Here is a 24,938-nt window from a genome sequence, read left to right as displayed (position 1 = left end):
TATGAGCCTGAATCCAAGAGACGTGGTGATTGTCGACTTCGGTCGCACGCCGATGGGCCGCTCCAAGGGTGGCATGCACCGCAACACCCGTGCCGAAGACATGTCCGCGCACCTGATCAGCAAGCTGCTGGAGCGCAACGACAAGGTCGACCCGAAAGAAGTCGAAGACGTGATCTGGGGCTGCGTCAACCAGACCCTGGAGCAGGGCTGGAACATCGCCCGCATGGCCTCGCTGATGACCCAGATCCCGCACACCTCCGCCGCGCAAACCGTCAGCCGCCTGTGCGGCTCGTCGATGAGCGCGCTGCACACCGCCGCCCAGGCGATCATGACCGGCAACGGCGACGTGTTCGTCATCGGTGGTGTCGAGCACATGGGTCACGTCAGCATGATGCATGGCGTCGACCCCAACCCACACCTGTCCTTGCACGCTGCCAAGGCTTCCGGGATGATGGGCCTGACTGCCGAGATGCTGGGCAAGATGCACGGCATCACCCGTGAGCAACAGGATCTGTTCGGTGTGCGTTCGCACCAGCTCGCCCACAAGGCGACGGTCGAAGGCAAGTTCAAGGACGAGATCATCCCGATGCAGGGCTACGACGAGAACGGCTTCCTGAAGGTCTTCGACTACGACGAGACCATTCGCCCGGAAACCACCCTCGAAGGCCTGGCGTCGCTCAAGCCGGCGTTCAACCCGAAAGGCGGCACCGTCACCGCGGGCACCTCGTCGCAGATCACCGACGGCGCCTCGTGCATGATCGTCATGTCCGGCCAGCGCGCCATGGACCTGGGGATCCAGCCACTGGCGGTCATCCGTTCGATGGCGGTCGCCGGCGTGGACCCGGCGATCATGGGCTACGGCCCGGTCCCGTCGACGCAGAAAGCCCTCAAGCGCGCTGGTCTGACCATCGCCGACATCGACTTCTTCGAGCTCAACGAAGCTTTCGCCGCACAGGCCCTGCCGGTGCTGAAAGATCTGAAAGTGCTCGACAAGATGAATGAGAAGGTTAACCTGCACGGCGGCGCTATCGCCCTGGGTCACCCGTTCGGTTGCTCGGGGGCGCGGATTTCCGGCACCCTGCTCAACGTCATGAAGCAAAATGGCGGTACCCTGGGCGTCGCCACCATGTGTGTCGGCCTGGGCCAAGGCATCACCACTGTCTTCGAACGCGTCTGATCGCGTCGCAGGACAGCAGCCGGGGCCATGTGCCCCGGCTTTTGTTTTTTACAGGATTTGTTCAAGAGGGCGAGCGACATGCAGATACAACCTGGTGTGTACCGGCATTACAAAGGCCCTGAGTACCGTGTTTTCAGCGCTGCGCGACACTCCGAGAGCGAGGAGTGGATGGTGTTCTACCAGTGTCTGTATGGTGATTACAGCTTCTGGGTCAGGCCACTTTCGATGTTCCAGGAGTCCGTCGAGGTTGACGGCGAGCAGGTGCCACGCTTTGCTTTGGTCAAGGCCGAAGAGGGCCTTGGCGAGCGGCTGGGCAAGGTGCACGAGTGATAGACCGCGCTTGACCTCACTCTTTTGCCACTATATATAGCGGTGCCGCGTCCGGCACCTGACGCGTTTTTCATCTTCAGATTCAGGAATACTCCGATCCATGGGCAAATCGCTGGTCATTGTGGAATCCCCGGCCAAGGCCAAGACCATCAACAAGTACCTGGGCAGCCAGTACGTGGTGAAGTCGAGTATCGGCCACATCCGTGACCTTCCCACCAGCGGTTCCGCCAGTGCGAGCAAGGAACCGGCGGCCAAGCGTGGCAAGGCCGCGGCCGAGGCTCCGGCCTTGTCGCCGAAGGAAAAGGCGCGCCGTACCCTGGTTGCACGCATGGGCGTCGACCCCGAGGCGGGCTGGAAGGCCAAGTACGAGATCCTTCCCGGCAAGGAGAAGGTCATCGAGGAGCTGCGCCGCCTGGCCAAGGATGCCGACACCATCTATCTCGCAACCGACTTGGATCGCGAGGGGGAAGCCATCGCCTGGCACCTGCGCGAGGCCATCGGCGGCGACGACAGTCGTTACAAGCGCGTGGTGTTCAACGAGATCACCAAGAAAGCCATCCAGGAAGCCTTCTCCCAGCCGGGCGAGCTCGATATTGACCGGGTCAACGCCCAGCAGGCGCGGCGTTTCCTTGATCGCGTGGTTGGCTACATGGTCTCGCCGCTGCTGTGGGCGAAAATCGCCCGTGGCCTTTCTGCCGGCCGCGTACAGTCGGTGGCGGTGAAGCTGGTGGTCGAGCGCGAGCGCGAGATCCGGGCGTTCAATCCCGAAGAGTACTGGGAAGTCCACGCCGACCTGGGTACTGCCAAGAACGCCAAGGTGCGTTTCGAGGTAGCCCGTGAGAAGGGCGAGGCCTTCAAGCCGCTTAACGAAGCCCAGGCCATGGCCGCGCTGGAGAAGCTCAAGGCCTCGAGCTACAGCGTGAGCAAGCGCGAGGACCGGCCGACCAGCAGCAAGCCTTCGGCACCGTTCATTACCTCCACCCTGCAGCAGGCCGCAAGCAATCGCCTGGGCTTCGGGGTGAAGAAGACCATGATGATGGCCCAGCGTCTGTACGAAGCCGGCTACATCACCTACATGCGTACCGACTCGACCAACCTGTCGACCGACGCTGTCGAGATGGCCCGCAGCTACATCGAGAAGGAGTTCGGCAAGCAGTACCTGCCTGCCGCGCCCATCGTCTATGGCAGCAAGGAAGGGGCCCAGGAGGCGCACGAAGCGATCCGTCCGTCCGACGTCAGTACCCACCCGACCAAGCTCAGTGGCATGGAGCGTGACGCCGAGCGCCTGTACGAGCTGATCTGGCGCCAGTTCCTGGCTTGCCAGATGCCGCCGGCGCAGTACCTGTCCACCAGTGTCACTGTGGTAGCGGGCGAGTTCGAGCTGCGCGCCAAGGGCCGTATCCTCAAGTTTGATGGTTACACCCGTGTCCTGCCGCAGCAGAGCAAACCGGGCGAAGACGACGTGCTGCCGGAAATGGCCCAGGGTGAAGCGCTCAAGCTGATCCAGCTCGATCCCAGCCAGCACTTCACCAAGCCGCCGGCGCGCTTCACCGAAGCCAGCCTGGTCAAGGAGATGGAAAAGCGCGGCATCGGCCGCCCATCCACCTATGCGGCGATCATTTCCACCATCCAGGACCGCGGCTACGTTACCCTGCACAACCGTCGCTTCTACTCCGAGAAGATGGGCGACATCGTCACCGAGCGCTTGTCGGAGAGCTTCTCCAACCTGATGGACTACGGCTTTACCGCCGGCATGGAAGAGAACCTCGACGATGTGGCCCAGGGCGAGCGTGACTGGAAGAACGTCCTCGACGAGTTCTATGGCGACTTCAGCAAGAAGTTGCAGACCGCCGAGTCCAGCGAGCACGGCATGCGCGCCAACCAGCCGACCCTGACCAACATTCCGTGCAAGGAATGTGGCCGGCCAATGATGATCCGTACCGCGTCCACCGGCGTGTTCCTCGGCTGCTCGGGCTATAGCTTGCCGCCGAAGGAGCGTTGCAAGGCAACGGTCAACCTGGTGCCGGGCGACGAAATCGCCGCTGACGACGAGGGCGAGTCCGAGTCCCTGGTGCTGCGCGGCAAGCACCGCTGCCCGATCTGCGCGACGGCGATGGATGCCTACCTGCTCGACGAGAAGCGCAAGCTTCACATCTGCGGTAACAACCCGGACTGCGTCGGCTACGAGATCGAAGAAGGCAACTACCGCATCAAGGGCTACGAAGGCCCGAGCCTGGAATGCGACAAGTGCGGCAGCGAGATGCAGCTCAAGACCGGCCGTTTCGGCAAGTTCTTCGGCTGCACCAACCCAACCTGCAAGAACACCCGCAAGCTGCTCAAGAGCGGCGAGGCGGCGCCACCGAAAATGGACAAGGTGGACATGCCGGAGCTCAAGTGCGAGAAGGTCGACGATACCTACGTGCTGCGTGACGGTGCCTCAGGTCTGTTCCTGGCCGCCAGCCAGTTCCCGAAAAACCGCGAAACCCGTGCGCCGCTGGTGCTGGAGATCGTCCCGCACAAGCATGAGATCGATCCGAAGTATCACTTCCTCTGCGAGGCGCCACAGAAGGACCCGGAAGGGCGCCCGACGGTGATCCGCTATAGCCGCAAGACCAAGGAGCAGTACGTGCAGTCCGAGGTTGACGGCAAGCCTACCGGCTGGAAGGCGTTCTACGACGGCAAGGTGTGGAAGGTCGAAGACAAGCGCTGATCTGAAGGCGTGACTGGGGCGCGGAGCGGCCCCAGTCATTTGATGACAAGCAAAGCGCAATCCCTGAAACTGCAGGCAATCGCCTTGCAGCCTTCAGGAGTCAGTCGAAATGGCCCAGGAACTCTACACTCGCACCAACCAGAAACTGTTCTTCGCCGGCCTCGCGCTGGAGTCCATGGCCAAGGCCGCGGACAGCCAGGCGATGAATGCCCAGGGCCTGCTCCAGGCCGAGCGCGAGTCGGCGCTGTTCCACCTGTATGGCGCGCTGCTTGGGCTGTGCCATGAGATCGCCGGCTTCTACCGCCTGCCCCAGGCCTCGGCGGCACGGGCGGAATTGCTGTTCAGCGACGAGGTGCTGCAGAGCGTGGCGATCCCGGAAATGGCCGAGCTGTTGGAGTTGGCCCGCCAGCCGGAAACCTGGCTGGCGCGTCTGCTGGCGGCTTATGCCGATTTGTTCCGACCACCGGTCGCCAAGAAAACCGTCAAGGGTGACGTTACCCAGCCGCTGATCCAGGCCGTCAATCTGGACGAGCCTGAGCCGGCTGAGCTTTCCCGGGAGGAGTTGGAGGCCTGGCGGCAGAACCTGAAAAGCCTGGTGAGACGATTCCGCGATGCGCTGAGTGAGTGCTGAGCGCTTCCATGGCTGGTACACTAATGGCCTTTCGTGAAAAGCAGGCCCTTTATGTCAACGTCCTTTCTAGAAATTGTCGAGTTGCCTGATGGCCGGATCGAGCTGCGCCGCGCCGAGGATGAAGGCTCCCTGGTAACCCTGGATTTCTCCGAGGATGCCAAGGCATTCCTGCAAGGACAGCATGTGGAGGTGGCCAAGGCCATGCTCAGCGTTGGCGTGCAAATGGCCGGTCGCCTGGTTGAAGGTGACTTCGAGCGTGAAGAGGGGCCGCGCGTCCTTCACTGAGCCACGGTAGCGGCCCAGGGTTTCAAGCGATTGACAGGCAAAGCCTGAACATCAGCCGAGGCGGATGTTCAGGCTTTGTGCGTTTCCGCTGGCCGCTGCGCGCTGCAGCTGTTGGCGGGCGTTGCTGTTGATGGTGCCCAGCCAGCTGACCACGGTATGGCTGTGCCCGAGGCGCAGTGCCTCGCAGGCCAGTTGCAGGGCTGTCTGCCTGCCGCCGGGTTGCAGCAGCAGGATGCGTTCGCGGTTTAGGCCGGCGTCGCGCAGCCAGGCCTGGGTGAGGCTGCCGGGTGGGGCGATGAGCGTCAGCCAGCGGCTGTCGTCTTCTTCGCTGAGTTCGCGCAGGATCGGCGCCAGCAGGCTCTGGCAGTGCCCTGGCGCGCCGCGCAGGGCCAGCTCGCTGAACAGCTCTGGCTGGCTGCTCTTGCGCGGTGGCGCGCTGGGCTTGAGGCCTGGTAGCACCGGCTGGGCAAGGAAGGCTTCGAACAGCGGCAGCTGGGCTTGCTGGGGTACATGGGTGAACGGCTGCATGACGCCTCCTGGTTCAGCGGCGCAGGACGCCGACGCTCAAGCCCTCGATCACCAGTTCCTGGTCTTTCAGGTCGACTTCGATGGGGGCGAATTCGGGGTTCTCGGCGATCAGCCAGACCTTGCTGCCTTCGCGCTTGAAGCGCTTGACGGTCACTTCGTCGCCAATGCGGGCTACCACCACCTGGCCGTTGCGGGCTTCGCGGGTGGTGTGCACGGCGAGCAGGTCGCCGTCGAAAATGCCGATGTCCTTCATGCTCATGCCGTGTACCCGCAGCAGGTAATCGGCGCGCGGATGGAAGAAGGCCGGGTTGATGCTGCAGGAATCCTCGATGTGCTGCTCGGCGAGGATCGGTGCACCGGCAGCGACGCGACCGATGATGGGCAGGCCGCTGTCCTCTTGCTTGGGCTCGAGGCCGGGGATGCGGATACCGCGGGAAGCGCCAGGGGTCATCTCGATGGCGCCCTTGCGGGCCAGGGCTTTCAGGTGCTCCTCGGCGGCGTTGGGCGACTTGAAGCCCAACTCCTGGGCGATCTCGGCACGGGTCGGCGGGAAGCCGTTGTCTTCGAGGCAGCGTTTGATGAAAGCCAGAATCTCGGCTTGGCGTGGCGTCAGTTTCAGCATGGGCGAGGGCTCTGTCTTTATATACAGTGACTGGGATTATATACAGTGATGAGGCGGCTGCAAGCTACTCGCTGCAAGAAATAGAGCGCGTCGGGTGCATCTTGTCGCTTGCAGCTTGTGGCTTGGCGCTTTTAAATGGCGACCGGCCAGTCACCCAGCCTTGACATGTGCAGCACTGAAACGTATGTTTCAAACAACTGTTTGTCAGGCGGAGTAGTCATGGCCCAATCGGAAACCGTTGAGCGCATCCTCGATGCGGCGGAGCAGCTGTTCGCGGAGCGCGGGTTCGCGGAAACCTCATTGCGGCTGATCACCAGCAAGGCCGGAGTCAACCTGGCGGCGGTGAACTACCATTTCGGTTCGAAGAAAGCCCTGATCCAGGCAGTCTTTTCCCGCTTCCTGGGCCCGTTCTGCGCCAGCCTGGAGCGTGAGCTCGACCGCCACCAGGCGCGTCCCGAGCAGAAGGCTTCGCTCGAGGAGCTGCTGGAAATGCTGGTGGAGCAGGCCTTGGTCGTGCAACCGCGCAGCAACAACGACCTGTCGATCTTCATGCGCCTGCTGGGCCTGGCCTTCAGCCAGAGCCAGGGGCACCTGCGCCGTTACCTGGAAGACATGTACGGCAAGGTGTTCCGCCGCTACATGCTGCTGGTCAACGAGGCCGCGCCGCGCATTCCGCCACTGGAGCTGTTCTGGCGCGTGCACTTCATGCTCGGCGCCGCGGCGTTCAGCATGTCGGGTATCAAGGCCCTGCGCGCCATCGCCGAAACCGACTTCGGCATCAACACCTCGATCGAGCAGGTGATGCGCCTGATGGTGCCGTTCCTGGCCGCCGGCATGCGTGCCGACAGCGGTGTCACCGACCAGGCCATGGCCGCGGCGCAATTGCGCCCACGCAGCAAGTCCGGCGCGCCCGCCAAGGCCTGAGCACTGGGCGGGGCAGGGCGCTTGCGCTAAGCTAGCGCCCATGCCTGAACTCGCCCCCGCCGCAATTCCCGTCAGCACGGCAGCTTCGCCACTGAACCATCGGACACCGCGTTGTCCGATGTGTGCGTGCGTCTGCGCGACCTCCGGATCTCCAATGAAGGATTCCCAATGACTGCCAGCCTGCAAGGCTCCCTGATGGTGGATATCGCCGGTAAATGGCTGACCGCCGAAGACCGCCATCTGCTGCGCCAGCCCGAAGTGGCCGGCCTGATCATCTTTGCCCGCAACATCGACAGCCCACGCCAGGTGCGCGAGCTGTGCGCCTCGATCCGCGCCATCCGCCCCGACCTGATCCTGGCCGTGGACCAGGAAGGCGGGCGGGTCCAGCGCCTGCGCCAGGGCTTCGTGCGCCTGCCGGCCATGCGCGCCATCGCCGACAACGCCAATGCCGAATACCTGGCCGAGCAGTGCGGCTGGCTGATGGCCACCGAGGTGCTGGCGGTAGGCCTGGACCTGAGCTTTGCCCCGGTGCTGGACCTCGACCATCAGCGCAGTGCCGTGGTCGGCAGCCGCGCCTTCGAAGGCAATCCGCAGCGGGCTACCGAACTGGCCGGCGCCTTCATCCGTGGCATGAATGCCGCGGGCATGGCCGCCTGTGGCAAGCATTTCCCCGGTCACGGCTGGGCCGAGGCCGATTCCCATGTGGCGATCCCGGTCGATGAGCGCAGCCTGGAACAGCTGCGCGCGGCCGACCTGGTGCCGTTCACCCGCCTGAGCGGGCAGTTGGCGGCGGTGATGCCGGCCCACGTGATCTACCCGCAGGTCGACAACCAGCCGGCCGGCTTCTCCCGGCGCTGGCTGCAGGACATCCTGCGCGGCGAGCTGGGCTTCGACGGGGTGATCTTCAGCGATGACTTGTCCATGGCCGGCGCCCACGTGGTGGGCGATGCCGCCAGCCGCATCGAGGCTGCATTGAGCGCGGGCTGCGACATGGGCCTGGTGTGCAATGACCGGGCTTCGGCCGAGCTGGCGCTGAGCGCGGCGCAGCGCATGAAGGTCAAGCCGTCGCCGCGGATTGCACGGATGCGCGGGCAGGGCTTTGCGCGTACCGATTACCGCCAGCAGCCGCGTTGGCTGGAGGCGCTGGGGGCGCTGAAGGAAGCTCAGCTGGTCGATTGATCTCGCTGGCCTCGTCCCGGGCAAGCCCGCTGGCACGCCCCCCTGAGGGTTCATGGGAGCGGGCTTTTACTTACTTCGTTTGCCCGGCAGCGGCGCGAACAGCGCCTCGATCTCTTCATCCCCCAACCGCCATTGCCCGGCCTGCCCGCCATCGAGCAGCCCGGCTGCCAGTGCCGCCTTCTCTTGCTGCAATTGCTGGATCTTCTCTTCCACCGTTCCACGGGTGATCAGCTTGAACACGAACACCGGCTTGTCCTGGCCGATGCGGTAGGCGCGGTCGGTGGCCTGGTTCTCGCTGGCGGGGTTCCACCACGGGTCGTAGTGGATCACAGTGTCGGCGGCGGTCAGGTTCAACCCGGTGCCGCCGGCCTTGAGGCTGATCAGGAATACCTCGCTGTCGCCATTCTGGAACTGCTGCACGGGAGCGCGGCGGTCGCGGGTGTCGCCGGTCAGCAGGCTGTAGCGGATGCCGCGCTTCTCCAGCTCGAACTCGATCAGTGCCAGCATCGAGGTGAACTGCGAGAACAGCAGCACCTTGCGCCCCTCGCTGAGCAGCTCCTCAAGCATCTCCAGCAGGCTGCCCAGCTTGCCCTTGTCGGCGAATGTGCCCTTGGCCTCGGTACCCTTGACCAGGCGCAGGTCGCAACACACCTGGCGCAGCTTGAGCAGCGCGTCGAGGATGACGATCTGGCTGCGCGCGGCGCCGTTGCGGGCGATCTCGTCGCGGACCTTCTTGTCCATTGCCACCCGCAGCGCCTCGTAGGTGTCGCGTTGGGCGTCGCTGAGCTCGACCCAGTGGATCATTTCGGTCTTGGCCGGCAGTTCGGTGGCCACCTGTTCCTTGGTACGGCGCAGCAGGAACGGGCGGATGCGGCTGGCCAGATGGGCCATGCGCTCAGCGTCGCCGTGACGCTCGATCGGGGTACGGTAGTCCTGGGTGAAGCGCTTGCTGTCGCCCAGCCAGCCGGGCATCAGGAAGTGGAAGATCGACCATAGCTCGCCGAGGTTGTTCTCCATCGGCGTGCCGGTCAGGCACAGCCGCTGGCTGGCCTGCAGCTCGCGAACGGCCTGGGCCGCCTTGCTGGTGCTGCTCTTGATGTTCTGTGCCTCGTCCAGCACCAGCAGGTGCCAGGGCTGGGCCTTGAGTGGTTCGAGGTCGCGGGGGGCGAGGGCGTAGGTGGTCAGCACCAGGTCATAGTCGGCCAGATTGGCGAAGTGCTTGTTGCGGCCTGGGCCGTGCAAGGCCAGCACGCGCAGGTCGGGGGCGAAGCGCCGGGCTTCGTCGAGCCAGTTGGGCACCAGGCTGGTGGGCATCACCGCCAGCGCCGGATGTGCCAGGCGCCCGCTTTCTTTCTCCAGCAGCAGGTGGGCCAGGGTCTGCAGGGTCTTGCCCAAGCCCATGTCGTCGCCGAGGATGCCGCCGGTGCCCATCTCGCGCAGGGCCTGCAGCCAGTTCAGGCCTTGCTGCTGGTAGGGGCGCAATGTGGCGTTCAGGCCTTTGGGCGGTATCACCTGCAGGTCGCGAGCGTCACGCAGGCGTCGGCCCAGGTCGCGCACATGGCTGCCGCCTTCCCATTGCAGCGGCAGGTGGTCGATTTCGTTGAGGCGCGCGGCATCGGTGCGGTCCAGGCGCAGGCTCGGGCCCACGGCGTCCTCGTGCAGGTACAGTTCGCCCAGGGTGCCCATCACCGCCTTGATGCGCCCGTAGGGCAGGGCGACCCGCAGCGCCGGGCCGTCATGGCGGGCGCGGTTGAGGTCAATCAGCAGGTGCTCGTCGTCATTGCGCCGCGCCAGTTCGCTGGGCCGCAGCAGTTCCGGGCTGGTGCGCAGCAGTTGCAGGACTATGGGCAGCAAGCTGTGGCGCTGGCCGTCCACCACAATACCCAGCTCAAGGTCGAACCATTCTTGGCCTGGCGCTTCCTCGATGGTGGCATACCAGTCGTCGACCTCGTGCAGGTTGAACGCGAAGTCGCGGTGCACGTCGATCGCCCAGCCCGCCTCGCGCAGACGCGGCAGGCCTTCGCGGGCGAAGCGCAGCCAGGCTTCGTCGTCGGGCAACTGGTACATTTCGCCGGCACTGTCGGGGAGGGCCTTGCTCTGGCGGGTCGCCACCTTGAAGCCGTGGTCGCGCAGGGCCATGCGCAGGGCCTGCTCGGCCTGTGGCTGGCGCTGGATGCGCTGGCTGGTGGTGCCCACCAGGCGGCTGAGTGACTTGTCGTCGCTGCCGCTGGCACGCAGGCCGTCGTAGTCGAACGCCAGCGCGGCGCGGTGCTGCATCTGGCGTTGCATGCGCCCGGTCTTGGGCGTGTAGGCGCTGAATTCGAGACTGCCGAGGGTCAAGTGTGGGGTCGGCTCGATGCCGTCGAGCTGTTCCTCCTGCACGGCGGTGGGGGTCGGCAGGCGATGGTTGAGCGCGTTGAGCTTGTGGCTGAGGGGCACGATAAGGTGTTCCGGTACATCGGGGGCAAGGGACAGCTGCAGGGCGGTGTGCGGGTCGAGGGTGTGGGTGACGGTGCCGACTTCTTGGCTGTCGACATCGAAGTAGAACAGCGGCACCAGCGGCAGCACGCAATTGAGCGGTTCCTCGCCGTTGTACCACATGCCCCGATAGTCACCGCTGTTCAGGCGTACCCAGCGGAATTGCGCCTGGCGCGGGGCGCCCTGAACCATCAAGGGAAAGTCTTCGATGAACATCAGGCGCCCGGTATCCAGTGCCCGCTGCAGCAGTTCGCCGCCTTCGTGCCCCTTGAGCGCGAAACCGCGTTCCTGGCCGAAGGGCGCGTTCTGCGCCGACAGCTGGCGCAGGATGCGCAGGTCTTCTTCCTTGACGTATTTCGGTGGCTCGTAGAGCAGTTCGTACAGCGAATGGATGCGGCTGTAGCGAATGCCATGCTCTTCGCGGGTGCCTTTGCGCACGCGCAAGGCGCAGCTCTTGTCGTCCTTGAGCATGAGTTGGTAGCAGACCATGCGCCCGCGCCGGTCTTCAGCGCCGTCTTGCCTGGGGGTGGGCTGCTCCAGGCCTTGCAACCAATGCTGCAGGTGATGGGGCAGTTGCTCGCCGCTGGCCGCGCCGCGCCCGTAGCTGCTGGCCAGGGTGTAGAGCGCGGCGGCGCAGTGCTTGCAGTTCTCGCCGACCGGGCAGGAGCATTTGCCGCGCACGTGGCACTGCCCGGATGGCCCCGCGGTGATGATGATCCGCTGGCGGTAGACATTGCCGCCGCTGCCGCGGCAGGTGGACTCGATGCGTGAATCGCCGTGGGACTGGATCTGCACCAGGCCCTGTTCGGCGTAGCGCTCGCCACGTTGCAGGGTGGCCGCGGAAAAGTCGCGCTTCCAGCTCGGGTTCTCGGCCGCCAGCTTCTGCACATCGGCGTTCACGGTTTCACTGCTCCATCATTTCCGGGTCGGGCAGCGGCATCTTGCGCATGCCGGCCGGTGAGACCTTGAGCAGCACGGCCAGGTGCCCGCCATCGAGGAAGGTCAGCTGCCCGGCCTTCATGTTGCTGTTGCTCTGCTTGAACTGCTCGCTGCGCAGCACGCTGCCATTGCTGTCGAGCTGGTTGACCCAGAGGTTGGCGTCAACGGCGATGAAGCGGCTTTCCTTGATGCGCAGGTTGCCCTCGATCGGGAAGTGGCCGAACTGTTCGTCACCGGCACTCAGGGCAATGGTTTCGCCATCCTGTTGCCAGGCCTTGTGCAGCAGCACGGTGTAGTCGGCGGTGGCCTGCAGGCGGGTGACCTCGTCACCCAGGCCGGTCGGGCGTTCAGCGCCCTTGTCCAGGCGTGGCGCGCCGGCGCTCCAGTCTTCCGGGGCAAACGGGCTGGTAATGGCCGCTACGGCGTTCTGCCGCACCAGGACCATTTCCACCTGATACGGGCCTGCGGCGAAGGCGGCCGGCGCGATCAGCGTCAGCAGCAAGGTCAGGCAACGGATGGCACGCATGAAGCTTCCTTAGTGTGTTTGTGGGGTAAGGCGCTCGAACAGCGCTTCCAGGGTGTTGAAACGTTCTTCGGGGCGTTCCATCGGCACCAGGAAGCGGAACTGGGTCGCGCCTTCGAACTTGTAGCGTTTGGGCTGGCCCTGGATCAGCTTGATCAGGGTCAGCGGGTCGACCGGGGTTTCGGCCTCGAACTCGAGCTTGCCGCCGTTGGGGCCGGCGTCGACCTTCTTGATGCCGAGCTTTTCCGCCTGCAGCTTGAGCAGGGTCAGGCGCATCAGGTTCTTGGTCGGTTCCGGCAGCAGGCCGAAGCGGTCGATCATCTCCACCTGCAGGTCCTTGAGGCCCTCTTCGTCGGCCGCCGAGGCGATGCGCTTGTACAGGATCAGGCGCGCATGCACGTCGGGCAGGTAGTCCTCGGGGATCAGCGCCGGCAGGCGCAGGTTGATCTCCGGGCCGCCACCGAGTGGCTGTTCGAGGTTCGGCTGGGTGCCCTTGCGGATGGCCTTGACCGCGCGCTCGAGCATCTCCATGTACAGGGTGAAGCCGACCGCCTGGATCTGCCCGCTCTGGCCTTCGCCGAGCAGTTCGCCGGCGCCGCGGATCTCCAGGTCGTTGGTGGCCAGGACGAAGCCCGCGCCCAGGTCCTGGGTGTTGGCGATGGCCTCCAGGCGTTTCTCGGCGTCGGCACTGATTTGCTGGCGCGGTGGCGTCAGCAGGTAGGCATAGGCCTGGTGGTGGCTGCGCCCGACCCGACCACGCAACTGGTGCAATTGCGCCAGGCCGAACTTGTCGGCGCGCTCGATGACGATGGTGTTGGCGCTCGGCACGTCGATGCCGGTCTCGATGATGGTCGAGGCGATCAGCACGTTGAAACGCTTGTGATAGAAGTCACTCATCACCTGCTCGAGCTCGCGTTCGCGCATCTGCCCGTGACCGATGCCGATACGTGCCTCGGGCACCAGCTCGGCCAGCTCGGCGGCGCACTTCTCGATGCTCTTCACATCGTTGTGCAGGTAGTACACCTGGCCACCGCGCAGCAGTTCGCGCAGCAGCGCCTCCTTCACGGTGCTCTTGTTCTGCTCCATGACGAAGGTGCGCACCGACAGGCGCCGCGCTGGCGGGGTGGCGATGATCGACAGGTCGCGCATGCCCGAAACCGCCATGTTCAGCGTGCGCGGGATCGGCGTTGCGGTCAGTGTGAGGATGTCCACCTCGCTGCGCAGCGCCTTGAGCTGTTCCTTCTGCCGCACGCCGAAGCGGTGTTCCTCGTCGATGATGGCCAGGCCCAGGTCCTTGAAGCGCACATCGTCCTGCAGCAGCTTGTGGGTGCCGATGAGGATGTCGATCTTGCCTTCGGCCAGTTCCGCCGCGGCGCTGGCGACTTCCTTGGCCGACTTGAAGCGGCTCATCACCTCGACCTTCACCGGCCAGTCGGCGAAGCGGTCGCGGAAACTGTTGTAGTGCTGCTGGGCCAGCAGCGTGGTGGGTACCAGGACCGCCACCTGGCGGCCGCTGTGCACGGCGATGAAGGCGGCGCGCATGGCCACCTCGGTCTTGCCGAAGCCGACGTCGCCGCACACCAGGCGGTCCATGGGCTGGCCGGCGAGCATGTCGGCCCGCACCGCCTCGATGGCGGTCTGCTGGTCGGGGGTTTCCTCGAACGGGAAGCCGGCGCTGAAGGTGGCGTAGTCGGCGGCCGGGTCGGCGAAGGCATAGCCTTTGCGCGCGGCGCGGCGGGCGTAGATATCGAGCAGCTCGGCGGCGACGTCGCGCACCTGCTCGGCGGCCTTGCGCTTGGCTTTCTGCCAGGCTTCTGAACCCAGCCGGTGCAGTGGGGCCAGGGCGTCGTCGCTGCCGGTGTAGCGCGCGATCAGGTGCAGGTTGGCCACCGGCACGTAGAGCTTGGCGCCCTCGGCGTATTCGAGGGTGAGGAACTCGGCGGCCTGGCCGTCGATTTCCAGGGTGGCCAGGCCCAGGTAGCGGCCCACGCCATGGTCGATGTGCACCACCGGCGCGCCTTCGCGCAGCTCGGTGAGGTTCTTGATCACCGCGTCGTTGGCCGCCTCGCCGCGTTTCTCGCGGCGCCTGCGCTGCATCACGCGCTGGCCGAACAGCGGGCTTTCCGCTACCAGGGCAATGGCCGGGTCGTCCAGCAACAGGCCGTCGTCCAAGGGGGCGATGGTGATCGCCAGGCGTTCGCCGCCGGTGACGAAGTCGGCCCAGCCGTCGACGGTCTGCGGGCGCAGCTTGAGGCGTTCGAGCAACTCGAGCAGCACTTCGCGGCGGCCCGCGGACTCGGCGGTGAACAGCACGCGGCCGCTGAACTGGTCGAGGAAGTTGGCCAGCTCCGCCAGCGGCTGGTGGGCCTTGGCCTCGATGGCCAGGTTGGGCAGGGCGCGGGCGGCGAAGCGCTCACGGCCAGCGCCGGCCTCGACATCTTCGCCGCTGATCACCACTCGTGGCCACTGCTTGAGGCGGGCGAAGCAATCCTCCACCGGCAGGAACAGCTCCGCCGGTGGCAGCAGCGGCCGGCTCATATCGCCGCGGCGCTCTTCATAGCGCCCGCGCACATCGTTCCAGAAGTGTTCGGCGGCCTGCTCCACGCCCGGCAGCGAGAACACCTGGGTGTCGGTCGGCAGGTAGTCGAACAGGGTGGCGGTTTCTTCGAAGAACAACGGCAGGTAGTACTCGATGCCAGCGGGGATGATGCCGCTGGTGAGGTCCTGGAAGATCGCGCTGCGGCGGAAGTCGACGTCGAAGCGTTCGCGGAAACGCGCCTTGAAGCGCGTCACCTCGTCCTTCTGCATGGGGAACTCGCGCGCCGGCAACAGGCGGATCGAGTCGACCTTGTCGATCGAGCGCTGGCTCTCCGGGTCGAAGGTGCGCAGGGTCTCGATCTCGTCGTCGAACAGGTCGATGCGGTACGGCTGCTTGCTGCCCATGGGGAACAGGTCGATCAGCGCGCCGCGCACGGCGAACTCGCCATGCTCGTAGACCGTGTCGACGCAGCGGTAGCCGCTGGCTTCCAGGCGCGCGCGCATCTGCTCGACGTCGATCTTCTGGCCGACGTCCAGCACCAGGCTGCTGCCCAGCAGGAAGCGCGTGGGGGCCAGGCGGTGCAGGGCGGTGGTGATCGGCACGACGAGAATGCCGTGGTCCAGCTCCGGCAGCCGGTAGAGGCTGGCGATACGCTGGGAGATGATGTCCTGGTGCGGCGAGAACAGGTCGTAGGGCAGGGTTTCCCAGTCGGGGAAAGGCAGCACCGGCAGTTCTGGCGCGAAGAAGCGCAGCTCCTGCTCCAGGCGATCGGCCGCCTGGCTGTCGGCGGTCAGCAGCAAGGTGAAGCGACCGGCGGTACTGGCAGCCTCGGCGACGGCCAGGCTCAAGGCCGCGCCGGGCAGGTTGCCCCAGGTTTGTTTGCCGGCCGTGGCCGACATTTGCGGTAGGCGCAGAACTGACACGGGAGATCGGACTCCAAGCGTTGCGGCAAAGAGGTCGATTGTACCGGTGACGAGGCGCGCTGTCAGGTTCGAAAGGGCTTGGCGACGGGGGCTGGCGCCGGCGACAGGCGCTCATTGCCCGATACGCCGCGGGGCGTCATAATGTAGCCCCTTTTTTGTTCCCCTACATGTGGAAGGTTACCGTGACTCAGAAGCCCGACCAGTGTCTTGGTGAGTGGATCGATCGTGAAGCCCTGGCTGAAGCGATGATCCCGCTTATCGGTCAGCTCTACCGCAACAACAACGTGGTGAGCTCGATCTATGGCCGCAGCCTGATCAACCGTTCGGTTATCTCGATCCTCAAAGCACACCGCTTTGCCCGTCACCGTCAGACCGACGAGACCGAGCTGTCCGTCCACGAGACATTCCCCCTGCTCAAGGCCATGAGCGAGCTGAAGCTGGGCGCCGCCTCGGTGGACCTGGGCAAGCTGGCCAACAAGTTCAAGGTCGAAGGCAATGGCCGCAGCGCCGAGCAGTTCGTCCGTGACGAACTGGCCGACGTCGTGGGTCAGCAGAACGCTTCCGCACGCAAGGGCACCGACGTCGTGCTGTACGGCTTCGGCCGCATCGGCCGCCTGCTGGCGCGTATCCTGATCGAGAAGACCGGTGGCGGTGACGGCCTGCGCCTGCGCGCCATCGTTGTGCGCAAGGGCGCCGAGAACGACCTGGTCAAGCGCGCCAGCCTGCTGCGCCGCGACTCGGTGCACGGTCCGTTCGACGGCACCATCGTCATCGATGAAGCCAACAACACCATCACTGCCAACGGCAACCTGATCCAGGTGATCTACGCCAAGAGCCCGAGCGAAGTCGACTACACCCAGTACGGCATCAACGATGCGCTGATCGTCGACAACACCGGTGTCTGGCGTGACGCCGACGGCCTCGGCCAGCACCTGGCCTGCCCGGGCGCCGCCCGCGTGATCCTCACCGCACCTGGCAAGGGCGCGCTGAAGAACATCGTGCACGGCATCAACCACGGCGACATCAGCGCCGACGACAAGATCATCTCGGCGGCGTCCTGCACCACCAACGCCATCGTGCCGGTGCTCAAGGCCATCAACGACCAGTACGGCATCGTCAACGGCCACGTCGAAACCGTTCACTCGTTCACCAACGACCAGAACCTGATCGACAACTTCCACAAGGGCAGCCGTCGTGGTCGCGCCGCGCCGCTGAACATGGTCATCACCGAGACCGGTGCCGCGACCGCCGCCGCCAAGGCCCTGCCAGTGCTCAAGGGCAAGCTGACCGGCAACGCGATCCGTGTGCCGACGCCGAACGTGTCGATGGCCATTCTCAACCTGAACCTCGAGAAGGCCACCAACCGCGAAGAGCTGAACGAGTACCTGCGCCAGACCGCCATGCACTCCGAGCTGCACAAGCAGATCGACTACGTCAGCTCCCAGGAAGTGGTATCGACCGACTTCGTCGGTTCGCGCCACGCCGGTGTGGTCGACGCCGAGGCGACCATCTGCAACGACAACCGTGTTGTCCTGTACGTCTGGTACGACAACGAATTCGGTTACAGCTGCCAGGTGGTGCGCGTGATGGAAGACATGGCCGGTGTGAACCCGCCAGCGTTTCCACGCTGATCCGCTTGTAATGCGTTGAGAAAACGGGAACCTTCGGGTTCCCGTTTTTTTTGCCTGATAACTGCTGTGCCTGTACCGGCCTCATCGCCGGCAAGCCGGCTTCCACAGAGGCGCTGGCGCCGAGCCTTTTGTGGGAGCCGGCTTGCCGGCGATGAGGTCAGTGCAGTCTCCTGAGAGCTCTCGTTTGCGCGCGATACTACTGTTGTCCATCCTTACGCTGCTTTCAGCCTGCAAGCCAGCCCCGACCCTCGAGCGCTTCGGCGGCCCGACCATGGGCAGCAGCTACAGCATCCAGTACGTGCGCCAGCCAGGCGGCCCGGCGCCGGAGCAGGTGCAGTCGGCGGTCGAAGGCATCCTGCAGGCCATCGACGCGCATTACTCCACCTACCGCGGCGACTCCATCGTCAGCCGTTTCAACCAGTTGCCGGCCAATCAGTGCCTGCCCATCGATGCCGACATGCTGGAACTGGTTACTTTCGGCCAGCACCTGGCCGAACAGAGCCAGGGCGCCTTCGACCTTACCGTCGAGCCGCTACTCGACCTCTGGGGCTTCGGCCCGCAGGCCCGCGAAATGCAGGTGCCGGAGCCGCAGGCGCTGGCCAGGGCGCGCCTGCGCGTGGGTTACCGCCACTTGCGCCTTGAGGGCGAGGCCCTGTGCAAGGACGCCGCCGTCGAACTGGATTTCAACAGCGTCGCCGCCGGCCACGCCGTCGACCTGATCGCCCAGCGCCTGCGCGCCATGGGCATCGACAACTTTCTTGCCGAGGCCACCGGTGAGTTGAAGGCCGTGGGCCGCAAGCCCGATGGCAGCGCCTGGCGGGTGGCCCTGGAACTGCCGCGCGAAGATCACCAGATCGCCCGCCAGGTCATCGACGTGCAGGACCTGGCCGTGTCGACCTCGGGTGACTACCGGCATTATTTCGAGGACAATGGCCGGCGCTATTCACACACCTTCGACGCCCGCCTCGGGCGCCCGGTCGCGCACGACCTGGCGGCGGTGACGGTGCTCGACGCTTCGGCGCTGCTGGCCGACGGCTACTCGACCCTGTTGTTGATCCTCGGGCCGCAGCAGGGCTGGGATTTCGCCATCGCCCACGGTATCGCCGCAGTACTGGTGACCCGGGTCGAGGGTGGTTTCGTCTCTCGTTCCACGCCGGCCTTCGAGCAGCGGGTGAAAGGCAAGTGAAAGGCAAGCCACGGATGATCGAAGCCAGGGAAACGGTGAATCGACATGTAGTGCAGGCAATAATGGCCTACGACGCGACCAAGGGTTAATGTGCGCGGCGTTCACGCTTGATTAGACTGCACCCGAATTTTCTCATGGCGCCCCGGCGACATGATCGCGCCCCGCGGCCATCCGGCCGGCGGGCCAGTTCTGAAGGAGTACGCATGGCTGTCTACAACTACGACGTAGTGGTGCTGGGTTCCGGCCCGGCCGGAGAGGGCGCGGCAATGAACGCCGCCAAAGCAGGGCGCAAGGTGGCCATGGTCGACAGCCGTCGCCAGGTCGGTGGCAACTGCACCCACCTGGGCACCATCCCGTCCAAGGCGCTGCGTCACTCCGTGCGGCAGATCATGCAGTTCAACACCAACCCGATGTTCCGCGCCATCGGCGAACCTCGCTGGTTCTCCTTCCCTGATGTGCTCAAGAGCGCCGAGAAGGTCATCAGCAAGCAGGTCGCCTCGCGCACCGGCTACTACGCGCGCAACCGCGTCGATGTGTTCGTCGGCACCGGCAGCTTCGCCGATGAGCAGACCGTCGAAGTGGTCTGCCCCAACGGCGTGGTCGAGAAGCTCAACGCCAAGCACATCATCATCGCCACCGGCTCGCGCCCATACCGCCCGGCCGACATCGACTTCCACCACCCGCGCGTCTATGACAGCGACACCATCCTCAGCCTCAGCCATACCCCACGCAAGCTGATCGTCTACGGCGCCGGGGTGATCGGTTGCGAATACGCCTCGATCTTCAGCGGCCTGGGTGTGCTGGTGGAACTGGTCGACAACCGCGGCCAGCTGCTGAGCTTCCTGGATTCGGAGATTTCCCAGGCGCTGAGCTACCACTTCAGCAACAACAACATCACCGTGCGCCACAACGAGGAGTATGACCGTGTCGAGGGCCTGGACAACGGGGTGATCCTGCACCTGAAGTCGGGCAAGAAGATCAAGGCCGACGCCTTGCTGTGGTGCAATGGCCGTACCGGCAACACCGACAAGCTGGGCCTGGAGAACATCGGTATCAAGGTCAACAGCCGTGGCCAGATCGAGGTCGACGAGACCTACCGCACCAGCGTGCCGAACATCTACGGTGCCGGTGATGTGATCGGCTGGCCGAGCCTGGCCAGCGCCGCCCACGACCAGGGCCGCTCGGCGGCCGGCAGCATCGTCGACAACGGCAGCTGGCGCTTCGTCAACGACGTGCCGACCGGCATCTACACCATTCCGGAGATCAGCTCGATCGGCAAGAACGAGCAGGAACTGACCCAGGCCAAGGTGCCCTACGAAGTGGGCAAGGCCTTCTTCAAGAGCATGGCCCGCGCACAGATCGCCGGCGAGCCGCAAGGCATGCTGAAGATCCTGTTTCACCGCGAGACCCTGGAAGTCCTCGGCGTGCACTGCTTCGGCTACCAGGCCTCGGAGATCGTCCACATCGGCCAGGCAGTGATGAACCAGCCGGGCGAGCAGAACAACCTGAAATACTTCGTCAACACCACCTTCAACTACCCGACCATGGCCGAGGCCTATCGGGTAGCCGCCTATGATGGTCTGAACCGGCTTTTTTGAGCGGCTCCGACCGGTGGCCTGAGCCGGTCGGGGAGACCGATTTCAGCCCTACCCGAGGGTGGTCCTGGCCAAACCGGGAAAGTCTGTAATCAGGCTGTCCACGCCAAAGTCAGCGAGCCGGCGCATCAGTGCCGGTTCGTTGACCGTCCACACCGACACGTGCAAACCCTGGCGCTGCGCCTTGATCAGGCGCTCGGGGGTGCACAGCGTCCAGTTCAACGCCAGCATCTCGCAGCCGTAGTTCTGCGCGACCTTCAACGGGTCGAGCCAGGCGTACTCGGCGACCAGCCCGCGTTTCACGTCGGGCACCAGCTCCTGGGCGGCGCCGAGCACTTCCCGTGAGCTCGAGGTGATGGTCACCTTGTCCAGCAGGCCGTGCTGCAGGGCCAGTTCGCGGATCGCCAGCACCGTGCTGGCGGCGCGGGTGCGCGAGGCGCTCTTGACCTCCAGTTGCCAATGCTCGAACGGGCACTTCTCGAACAGTTCCTCGAGCCGTGGGATGTGGCAGGGCTGTACATGGCCCGGCCCTCCCTTGCGGGCGTCGTAGGTCACCAGCTCGGCGGCGGTGTGCTCGACTACCTTGCCGCGCCTGCCGGTAGTGCGCTTGAGGGTCGGGTCGTGGATCACCATCAGCTCGTTGTCGGCCGACAGGTGCAGGTCGAGTTCGCAGCGGTCCACGCCATGGGACAGGCACTGACGGAAACTCTGCAGGGTGTTCTCGGGTGCTTCGCCCTTGGCGCCGCGGTGGCCATAGATCAGGGTCACGTTCGTTCCTTCAAATCAGGGAAAAAGGGCTTATGCGTCCGGCTCGTTCTGCTCCAGCGCCTGGCGCCGTTGCTGTTGCTGGCGCTGCAGGATGTAGCGGGCCAGGAGCTGGCGCTGGGCGTCGGTCATGTCGATGAATTCGGTGCCGACCTCGAAGTCGCCGTCCGGGCGCGGGTCGCAATGGGTGACCCGGCCGCGCAGCAGCAGGCCATGGGCACGGGGCATCAGCACCATCTTCACCTTGACCCGGGTGCCGGGCGCGATCTTCTGCGCCTGGGCGAACTCGATGCCGCCTTCGGAGATGATCACCGGCATCGGCTGGCCGATTTCGCCGATCAAGGTTTGCGCGACCACGGCGCTGAGCAGGTCGAGGCGTTTGTTCTGGGCGCGCAGGAAGGCGGCCAGGGTGCGGTCCTTCTCGCTCAACTGGCGCAGCAGGTGTTGCGACTCGAAGTCCGACAGGTGCAGCTCGCTGAGCAGGTTGAACAGCTCCGAATCATCCTGCAACAGTTCTGTCTCAAGGGCTTCGGCCGCGCTGAGGGGGCTGATTTGAAGTGCGATCCGATCTTCGATGCGGTAGTATTCGCGGCGATCTTCTTCGTCTAATGTCGTCATGGCGAACCCAAGGTTACGGCGGTGGTCCGAGTGTAAAGCCGCCGTAGGCGCCTCGCCACAAGGACGTTCCCTTTCATCCGAACAAGCCCCGACATGTTCAGACCTCTATTCGTATTCATTGGTACGCGCTACACCCGTGCCAAGCGCCGCAATCACTTCGTCTCGTTCATTTCGCTCACCTCGATGATCGGCCTCGCCCTGGGCGTGGTGGTGATGATCGTGGTGCTGTCGGTGATGAACGGGTTCGACCACGAGATGCGTACCCGCGTGCTGGGTATGATCCCTCACGCCACGTTGGAGACCGGTCAGCCGATCGACGACTGGCAGGCCCTCGCCTCTAAAGTAAAGCAGAATCCGCAGGTGCTGGCGGTCGCGCCCTTCACCCAGATGCAGGGCCTGCTGACCCATGAGGGCAAGGTGCAGAAGGTGCTGCTCAACGGCATCGACCCGGCCCGCGAGCGCGAGGTGTCGATCATCGACAAGTTCGTCCTCGACGGCAGCCTCGACAAGCTGGCGCCGGGCGAGTGGGGGATCATGATCGGCGACAAGGCCGCACAGAAGCTGGGCGTGGCCATCGGCGACAAGCTGACCTTCGTCGCCCCCGAGGTCAGCGTGACCCCGGCGGGGATGTTCCCGCGCATGAAGCGCTTCACCGTGGTCGGCACCTTCCATGTCGGTGCCGGCGAGATCGACGGCTACCTGGGCCTGACCAACATCGCCGACCTGTCGCGCCTGCATCGCTGGAAGGCCGACCAGGTCCAGGGCGTGCGCCTGAAGTTCGACGACCTGTTCCAGGCCCCCCGCGCCACCTGGGCCATTGCCCAGCAGCTGGGCGAGCAGGAGTACTATCCGCGGGACTGGACCCGCACCCACGGCAACCTGTACCAGGCAATCCGCATGGAGAAATCCATGATCGGCCTGCTGCTGCTGCTGATCGTCGCGGTGGCGGCGTTCAACATCATTTCCACCCTGGTGATGGTGGTCAACGACAAGCGCGGCGACATCGCCATCCTGCGCACCCTGGGTGCCACGCCCGGGCAGATCATGGCCATCTTCATGGTCCAGGGCACGGTGATCGGCGTGGTCGGCACGCTGATCGGCGCGGTGCTGGGCATCCTCGGCGCGCTCAACGTGAGCGCGGCCATCGCCGGCATCGAAGCCCTGATCGGGCACAAGTTCCTCAATGCCGACGTGTACTTCATCGATTACCTGCCGTCGCAGATCCAGGCCCAGGACGTGTACATGGTCTGCGGTGCGGCGCTGGTCCTGAGTTTCTTCGCCACCCTGTACCCGGCCTGGCGCGCCTCGCGCACCCAGCCTGCAGAGGCGCTACGTTATGAGTGAGTCGCGCATGAGTGATAAAGCCGTGTTGAGCTGCCGCAACCTGGGCAAGAGCTACGAGGAAGGCCCGGAGTCGGTGCAGGTGTTGTCAGGGTTGAACCTCGAACTGCACCCGGGCGAGCGGGTGGCCATCGTCGGCAGCTCGGGTTCGGGCAAGAGTACGCTGCTCAACCTGCTGGGCGGTCTCGACACGCCGACGCAGGGCAGTGTCTGGCTGGCCGGCGAAGAGCTGTCGGCACTGGGCGAGCGGGCCCGCGGCCTGCTGCGCAATCGCGCGCTGGGCTTCGTCTACCAGTTCCACCACCTGCTGGCAGAGTTCACCGCCCTGGAGAACGCCTGCATGCCGCTGCTGATCGGCAAGACCCCGATCAGCGAGGCCCGCGAGCGCGCCGAGGCGCTGCTCAAGCGCGTCGGCCTGGGCCACCGCCTCAATCACAAGCCGGCCGAGCTGTCCGGTGGTGAGCGCCAGCGCGTGGCGATTGCCCGCGCCCTGGTCAACCGCCCCGGCCTGGTGATGCTCGACGAGCCCACCGGCAACCTCGACCACCACACCGCCCAGGGCATCCAGGAACTGATGCGCGAGTTGTCGACCCACTCGCAGACCGCCTTCCTGGTAGTGACCCACGACCTCAACCTGGCGCGCCAGATGGACCGTGTGCTGAGCCTGGAAGACGGGCACCTGGTGGCGATCTGAGTCGCTTGCGCGGGGCCCCGTGAGGCGGCCCCGGTTCTTTTTCTACTTGGGTGTTCCCGTTCATGTTCAGACCCTTGTCCTTGTTCATCGGTGCCCGCTACACCCGTGCCAAGCGCCGCAACCACTTCATCTCGTTCATCTCCATGACCTCGATGATCGGCCTGTCGCTCGGCGTGCTGGCCATGATCACGGTGTTGTCGGTGATGAACGGCTTCCAGCGCGAGATGAGTTCGCGGGTGCTTGGCCTGGTGCCACACGCTGCGATCCTCGGCGCGCAGCCGTTGGACGACTGGCGCACGGTCGCCGCCGCCGCCGAAGGCAATCCGGCGGTGATGGCTGCCGCGCCGATCACCGAGATGGAAGGCATGCTCTCGTACAAGGGGGCGATGCAGCCGATCCAGGTCGCCGGCATCGATCCGACCGAGGAAGGCAAGGTCTCCATCGTCACCCAGCACATCGTCCAGGGCAGCTTGCAGGCATTGGTGCCGGGCGAGTATGGCGTGGTCATCGGTGAATTGACGGCGCGGCGTTTTCGCCTGAACACCGGTGACAAGCTGACCCTGATCGTCCCGGAGATCAGCAAGGAACCGGGCGGCATCACTCCGCGCATGCAGCGCCTCACCGTGGTCGGCATCTTCAAGGTGGGTGCCGAACTGGATGGCTCGCAGGCCTACATTCACGTCGCCGATGCCGGCGAAATGCAGCGCTGGGCACCGGGCCAGGTGCAGGGCGTGCGCCTGAAGCTGCATGATCTGTATGCCGCGCCACAGGTGTCCAAGGCCATCGCCGCGGGCCTGGGCGAAGGCTACCGCGCCGATGACTGGTCGCACACCCAGGGCAGCCTGTTCAGCGCGATGAAGATGGAAAAGACCATGATCGGCCTGCTGCTGATGATGATCATCGCCGTGGCCGCGTTCAACATCATCGCCACCCTGGTGATGGTGGTGAACGACAAGGGCGCGGACATCGCCATCCTGCGCACCATCGGCGCCACGCCGGCGCAGATCATGGGCACCTTCATGGTCCAGGGCAGCTTGATCGGCATCGTCGGCACCTTGCTTGGCGGGGTGCTGGGAGTGATCCTGGCGCTGAACGTGAGCGCGGTGGTCGGTTGGCTCGAGCGGGTCAGCGGGCAGCATATCTTCACCTCCGACATCTACTTCATCAGCAGCCTGCCGTCGGAGCTGCAATGGGGCGATGTGGCGATCATCTGCGTGGCGGGGCTGGTGATGAGCTTCCTGGCGACGATCTACCCGGCGTACCGCGCCTCGCAGATCGAACCGGCGATGGCGTTGCGTTACGAGTAAGGCATGGCGCCCC

At 65.0% G+C, this 24,938-nt stretch carries 20 protein-coding genes; 13 read left to right on the top strand and 7 right to left on the bottom strand.

What is annotated here, in order from left to right; all coding sequences use genetic code 11:
• The first annotated feature begins 1 nt into the window (after position 1).
• The 5 genes from fadA (at position 2) to LOY42_RS17550 (ending at position 5,133) form a co-directional block, all read left to right on the top strand.
• On the top strand, positions 2-1,177 hold the full coding sequence (fadA, locus tag LOY42_RS17570; RefSeq protein WP_023629457.1) for an acetyl-CoA C-acyltransferase FadA: 1,176 nt from the start codon (positions 2-4) through the stop codon (positions 1,175-1,177).
• 78 nt (positions 1,178-1,255) lie between these two features.
• The gene (locus LOY42_RS17565; protein WP_102683169.1) at positions 1,256-1,507 is read left to right on the top strand and encodes a DUF1653 domain-containing protein; all 252 of its coding nucleotides are present in this window, start codon (positions 1,256-1,258) and stop codon (positions 1,505-1,507) included.
• 100 nt (positions 1,508-1,607) lie between these two features.
• On the top strand, positions 1,608-4,217 hold the full coding sequence (topA, locus tag LOY42_RS17560; RefSeq protein ID WP_139672389.1) for a type I DNA topoisomerase: 2,610 nt from the start codon (positions 1,608-1,610) through the stop codon (positions 4,215-4,217).
• 109 nt (positions 4,218-4,326) lie between these two features.
• Positions 4,327-4,848 carry a DUF6586 family protein gene (locus LOY42_RS17555; protein ID WP_139672386.1) on the top strand — a complete coding sequence of 174 codons (522 nt, stop codon included), beginning with the start codon at positions 4,327-4,329 and terminating at the stop codon, positions 4,846-4,848.
• Between the two features lie 51 nt (positions 4,849-4,899).
• Positions 4,900-5,133, top strand: coding sequence for a hypothetical protein (locus LOY42_RS17550; RefSeq protein ID WP_023630868.1), 234 nt, complete (start codon positions 4,900-4,902; stop codon positions 5,131-5,133).
• 51 nt (positions 5,134-5,184) lie between these two features.
• Here the strand turns inward: LOY42_RS17550 and sulA are convergent, their stop codons facing one another.
• Complete coding sequence (gene sulA, locus LOY42_RS17545; protein WP_139672383.1) at positions 5,185-5,661, bottom strand: SOS-induced cell division inhibitor SulA; 477 nt, start codon at positions 5,659-5,661, stop codon at positions 5,185-5,187.
• A 13-nt stretch (positions 5,662-5,674) separates the two neighbouring features.
• Entirely contained in the window at positions 5,675-6,283 is a 609-nt protein-coding gene (lexA, locus tag LOY42_RS17540) for a transcriptional repressor LexA (protein ID WP_110698740.1), read from the bottom strand.
• A 219-nt stretch (positions 6,284-6,502) separates the two neighbouring features.
• Here lexA and LOY42_RS17535 point away from each other — a divergent pair, with 219 nt between their 5' ends.
• Positions 6,503-7,207, top strand: a complete 705-nt coding sequence (locus LOY42_RS17535) for a TetR/AcrR family transcriptional regulator (protein WP_046856397.1) — start codon at positions 6,503-6,505, stop codon at positions 7,205-7,207.
• A gap of 180 nt (positions 7,208-7,387) precedes the next feature.
• Complete coding sequence (nagZ, locus tag LOY42_RS17530; RefSeq protein ID WP_177486054.1) at positions 7,388-8,386, top strand: beta-N-acetylhexosaminidase; 999 nt, start codon at positions 7,388-7,390, stop codon at positions 8,384-8,386.
• A 66-nt stretch (positions 8,387-8,452) separates the two neighbouring features.
• Here nagZ and LOY42_RS17525 read toward each other — a convergent pair whose 3' ends face one another.
• From LOY42_RS17525 to mfd, 3 genes are all read right to left on the bottom strand, one after another.
• Positions 8,453-11,353 (bottom strand): DEAD/DEAH box helicase, encoded by a 2,901-nt coding sequence (locus LOY42_RS17525; RefSeq protein WP_408981085.1) that lies wholly within the window; start codon positions 11,351-11,353, stop codon positions 8,453-8,455.
• Between the two features lie 415 nt (positions 11,354-11,768).
• On the bottom strand, positions 11,769-12,329 hold the full coding sequence (locus LOY42_RS17520) for a peptidoglycan binding protein CsiV (RefSeq protein ID WP_258598611.1): 561 nt from the start codon (positions 12,327-12,329) through the stop codon (positions 11,769-11,771).
• Positions 12,330-12,338: 9 nt separating this feature from the next.
• Positions 12,339-15,788 carry a transcription-repair coupling factor gene (gene mfd, locus LOY42_RS17515; protein WP_139672366.1) on the bottom strand — a complete coding sequence of 1,150 codons (3,450 nt, stop codon included), beginning with the start codon at positions 15,786-15,788 and terminating at the stop codon, positions 12,339-12,341.
• A gap of 167 nt (positions 15,789-15,955) precedes the next feature.
• Here mfd and LOY42_RS17510 point away from each other — a divergent pair, with 167 nt between their 5' ends.
• The 3 genes from LOY42_RS17510 to sthA all read left to right on the top strand — a co-directional run bounded on the left by LOY42_RS17510 (position 15,956) and on the right by sthA (position 20,203).
• The gene (locus LOY42_RS17510) at positions 15,956-17,419 is read left to right on the top strand and encodes a glyceraldehyde-3-phosphate dehydrogenase (protein ID WP_046856393.1); all 1,464 of its coding nucleotides are present in this window, start codon (positions 15,956-15,958) and stop codon (positions 17,417-17,419) included.
• Positions 17,420-17,570: 151 nt separating this feature from the next.
• Positions 17,571-18,605 carry an FAD:protein FMN transferase gene (locus LOY42_RS17505; protein WP_408981062.1) on the top strand — a complete coding sequence of 345 codons (1,035 nt, stop codon included), beginning with the start codon at positions 17,571-17,573 and terminating at the stop codon, positions 18,603-18,605.
• 203 nt (positions 18,606-18,808) lie between these two features.
• Entirely contained in the window at positions 18,809-20,203 is a 1,395-nt protein-coding gene (gene sthA / locus LOY42_RS17500) for a Si-specific NAD(P)(+) transhydrogenase (RefSeq protein WP_023631920.1), read from the top strand.
• A gap of 48 nt (positions 20,204-20,251) precedes the next feature.
• On the opposite strand, the gene LOY42_RS17495 is transcribed toward sthA, so the two are convergent.
• Together LOY42_RS17495 and LOY42_RS17490 are read right to left on the bottom strand one after the other, a co-directional pair.
• Positions 20,252-20,968 carry a glycerophosphodiester phosphodiesterase family protein gene (locus LOY42_RS17495; protein WP_258598606.1) on the bottom strand — a complete coding sequence of 239 codons (717 nt, stop codon included), beginning with the start codon at positions 20,966-20,968 and terminating at the stop codon, positions 20,252-20,254.
• Between the two features lie 30 nt (positions 20,969-20,998).
• Complete coding sequence (locus tag LOY42_RS17490) at positions 20,999-21,583, bottom strand: PilZ domain-containing protein (protein ID WP_102683159.1); 585 nt, start codon at positions 21,581-21,583, stop codon at positions 20,999-21,001.
• A gap of 93 nt (positions 21,584-21,676) precedes the next feature.
• Here LOY42_RS17490 and LOY42_RS17485 point away from each other — a divergent pair, with 93 nt between their 5' ends.
• From LOY42_RS17485 to LOY42_RS17475, 3 genes are all read left to right on the top strand, one after another.
• Positions 21,677-22,927 carry a lipoprotein-releasing ABC transporter permease subunit gene (locus tag LOY42_RS17485; protein WP_046856390.1) on the top strand — a complete coding sequence of 417 codons (1,251 nt, stop codon included), beginning with the start codon at positions 21,677-21,679 and terminating at the stop codon, positions 22,925-22,927.
• Between the two features lie 7 nt (positions 22,928-22,934).
• The gene (lolD, locus tag LOY42_RS17480) at positions 22,935-23,618 is read left to right on the top strand and encodes a lipoprotein-releasing ABC transporter ATP-binding protein LolD (RefSeq protein WP_172670900.1); all 684 of its coding nucleotides are present in this window, start codon (positions 22,935-22,937) and stop codon (positions 23,616-23,618) included.
• Between the two features lie 62 nt (positions 23,619-23,680).
• Positions 23,681-24,925 carry a lipoprotein-releasing ABC transporter permease subunit gene (locus LOY42_RS17475; RefSeq protein WP_102683170.1) on the top strand — a complete coding sequence of 415 codons (1,245 nt, stop codon included), beginning with the start codon at positions 23,681-23,683 and terminating at the stop codon, positions 24,923-24,925.
• Positions 24,926-24,938: the final 13 nt, after the last annotated feature.

It is taken from the genome of Pseudomonas sp. B21-023 (assembly GCF_024749165.1).
Classification (GTDB): Bacteria; Pseudomonadota; Gammaproteobacteria; order Pseudomonadales; family Pseudomonadaceae; genus Aquipseudomonas.
This window is presented reverse-complemented; position numbering and strand designations above follow the sequence as displayed.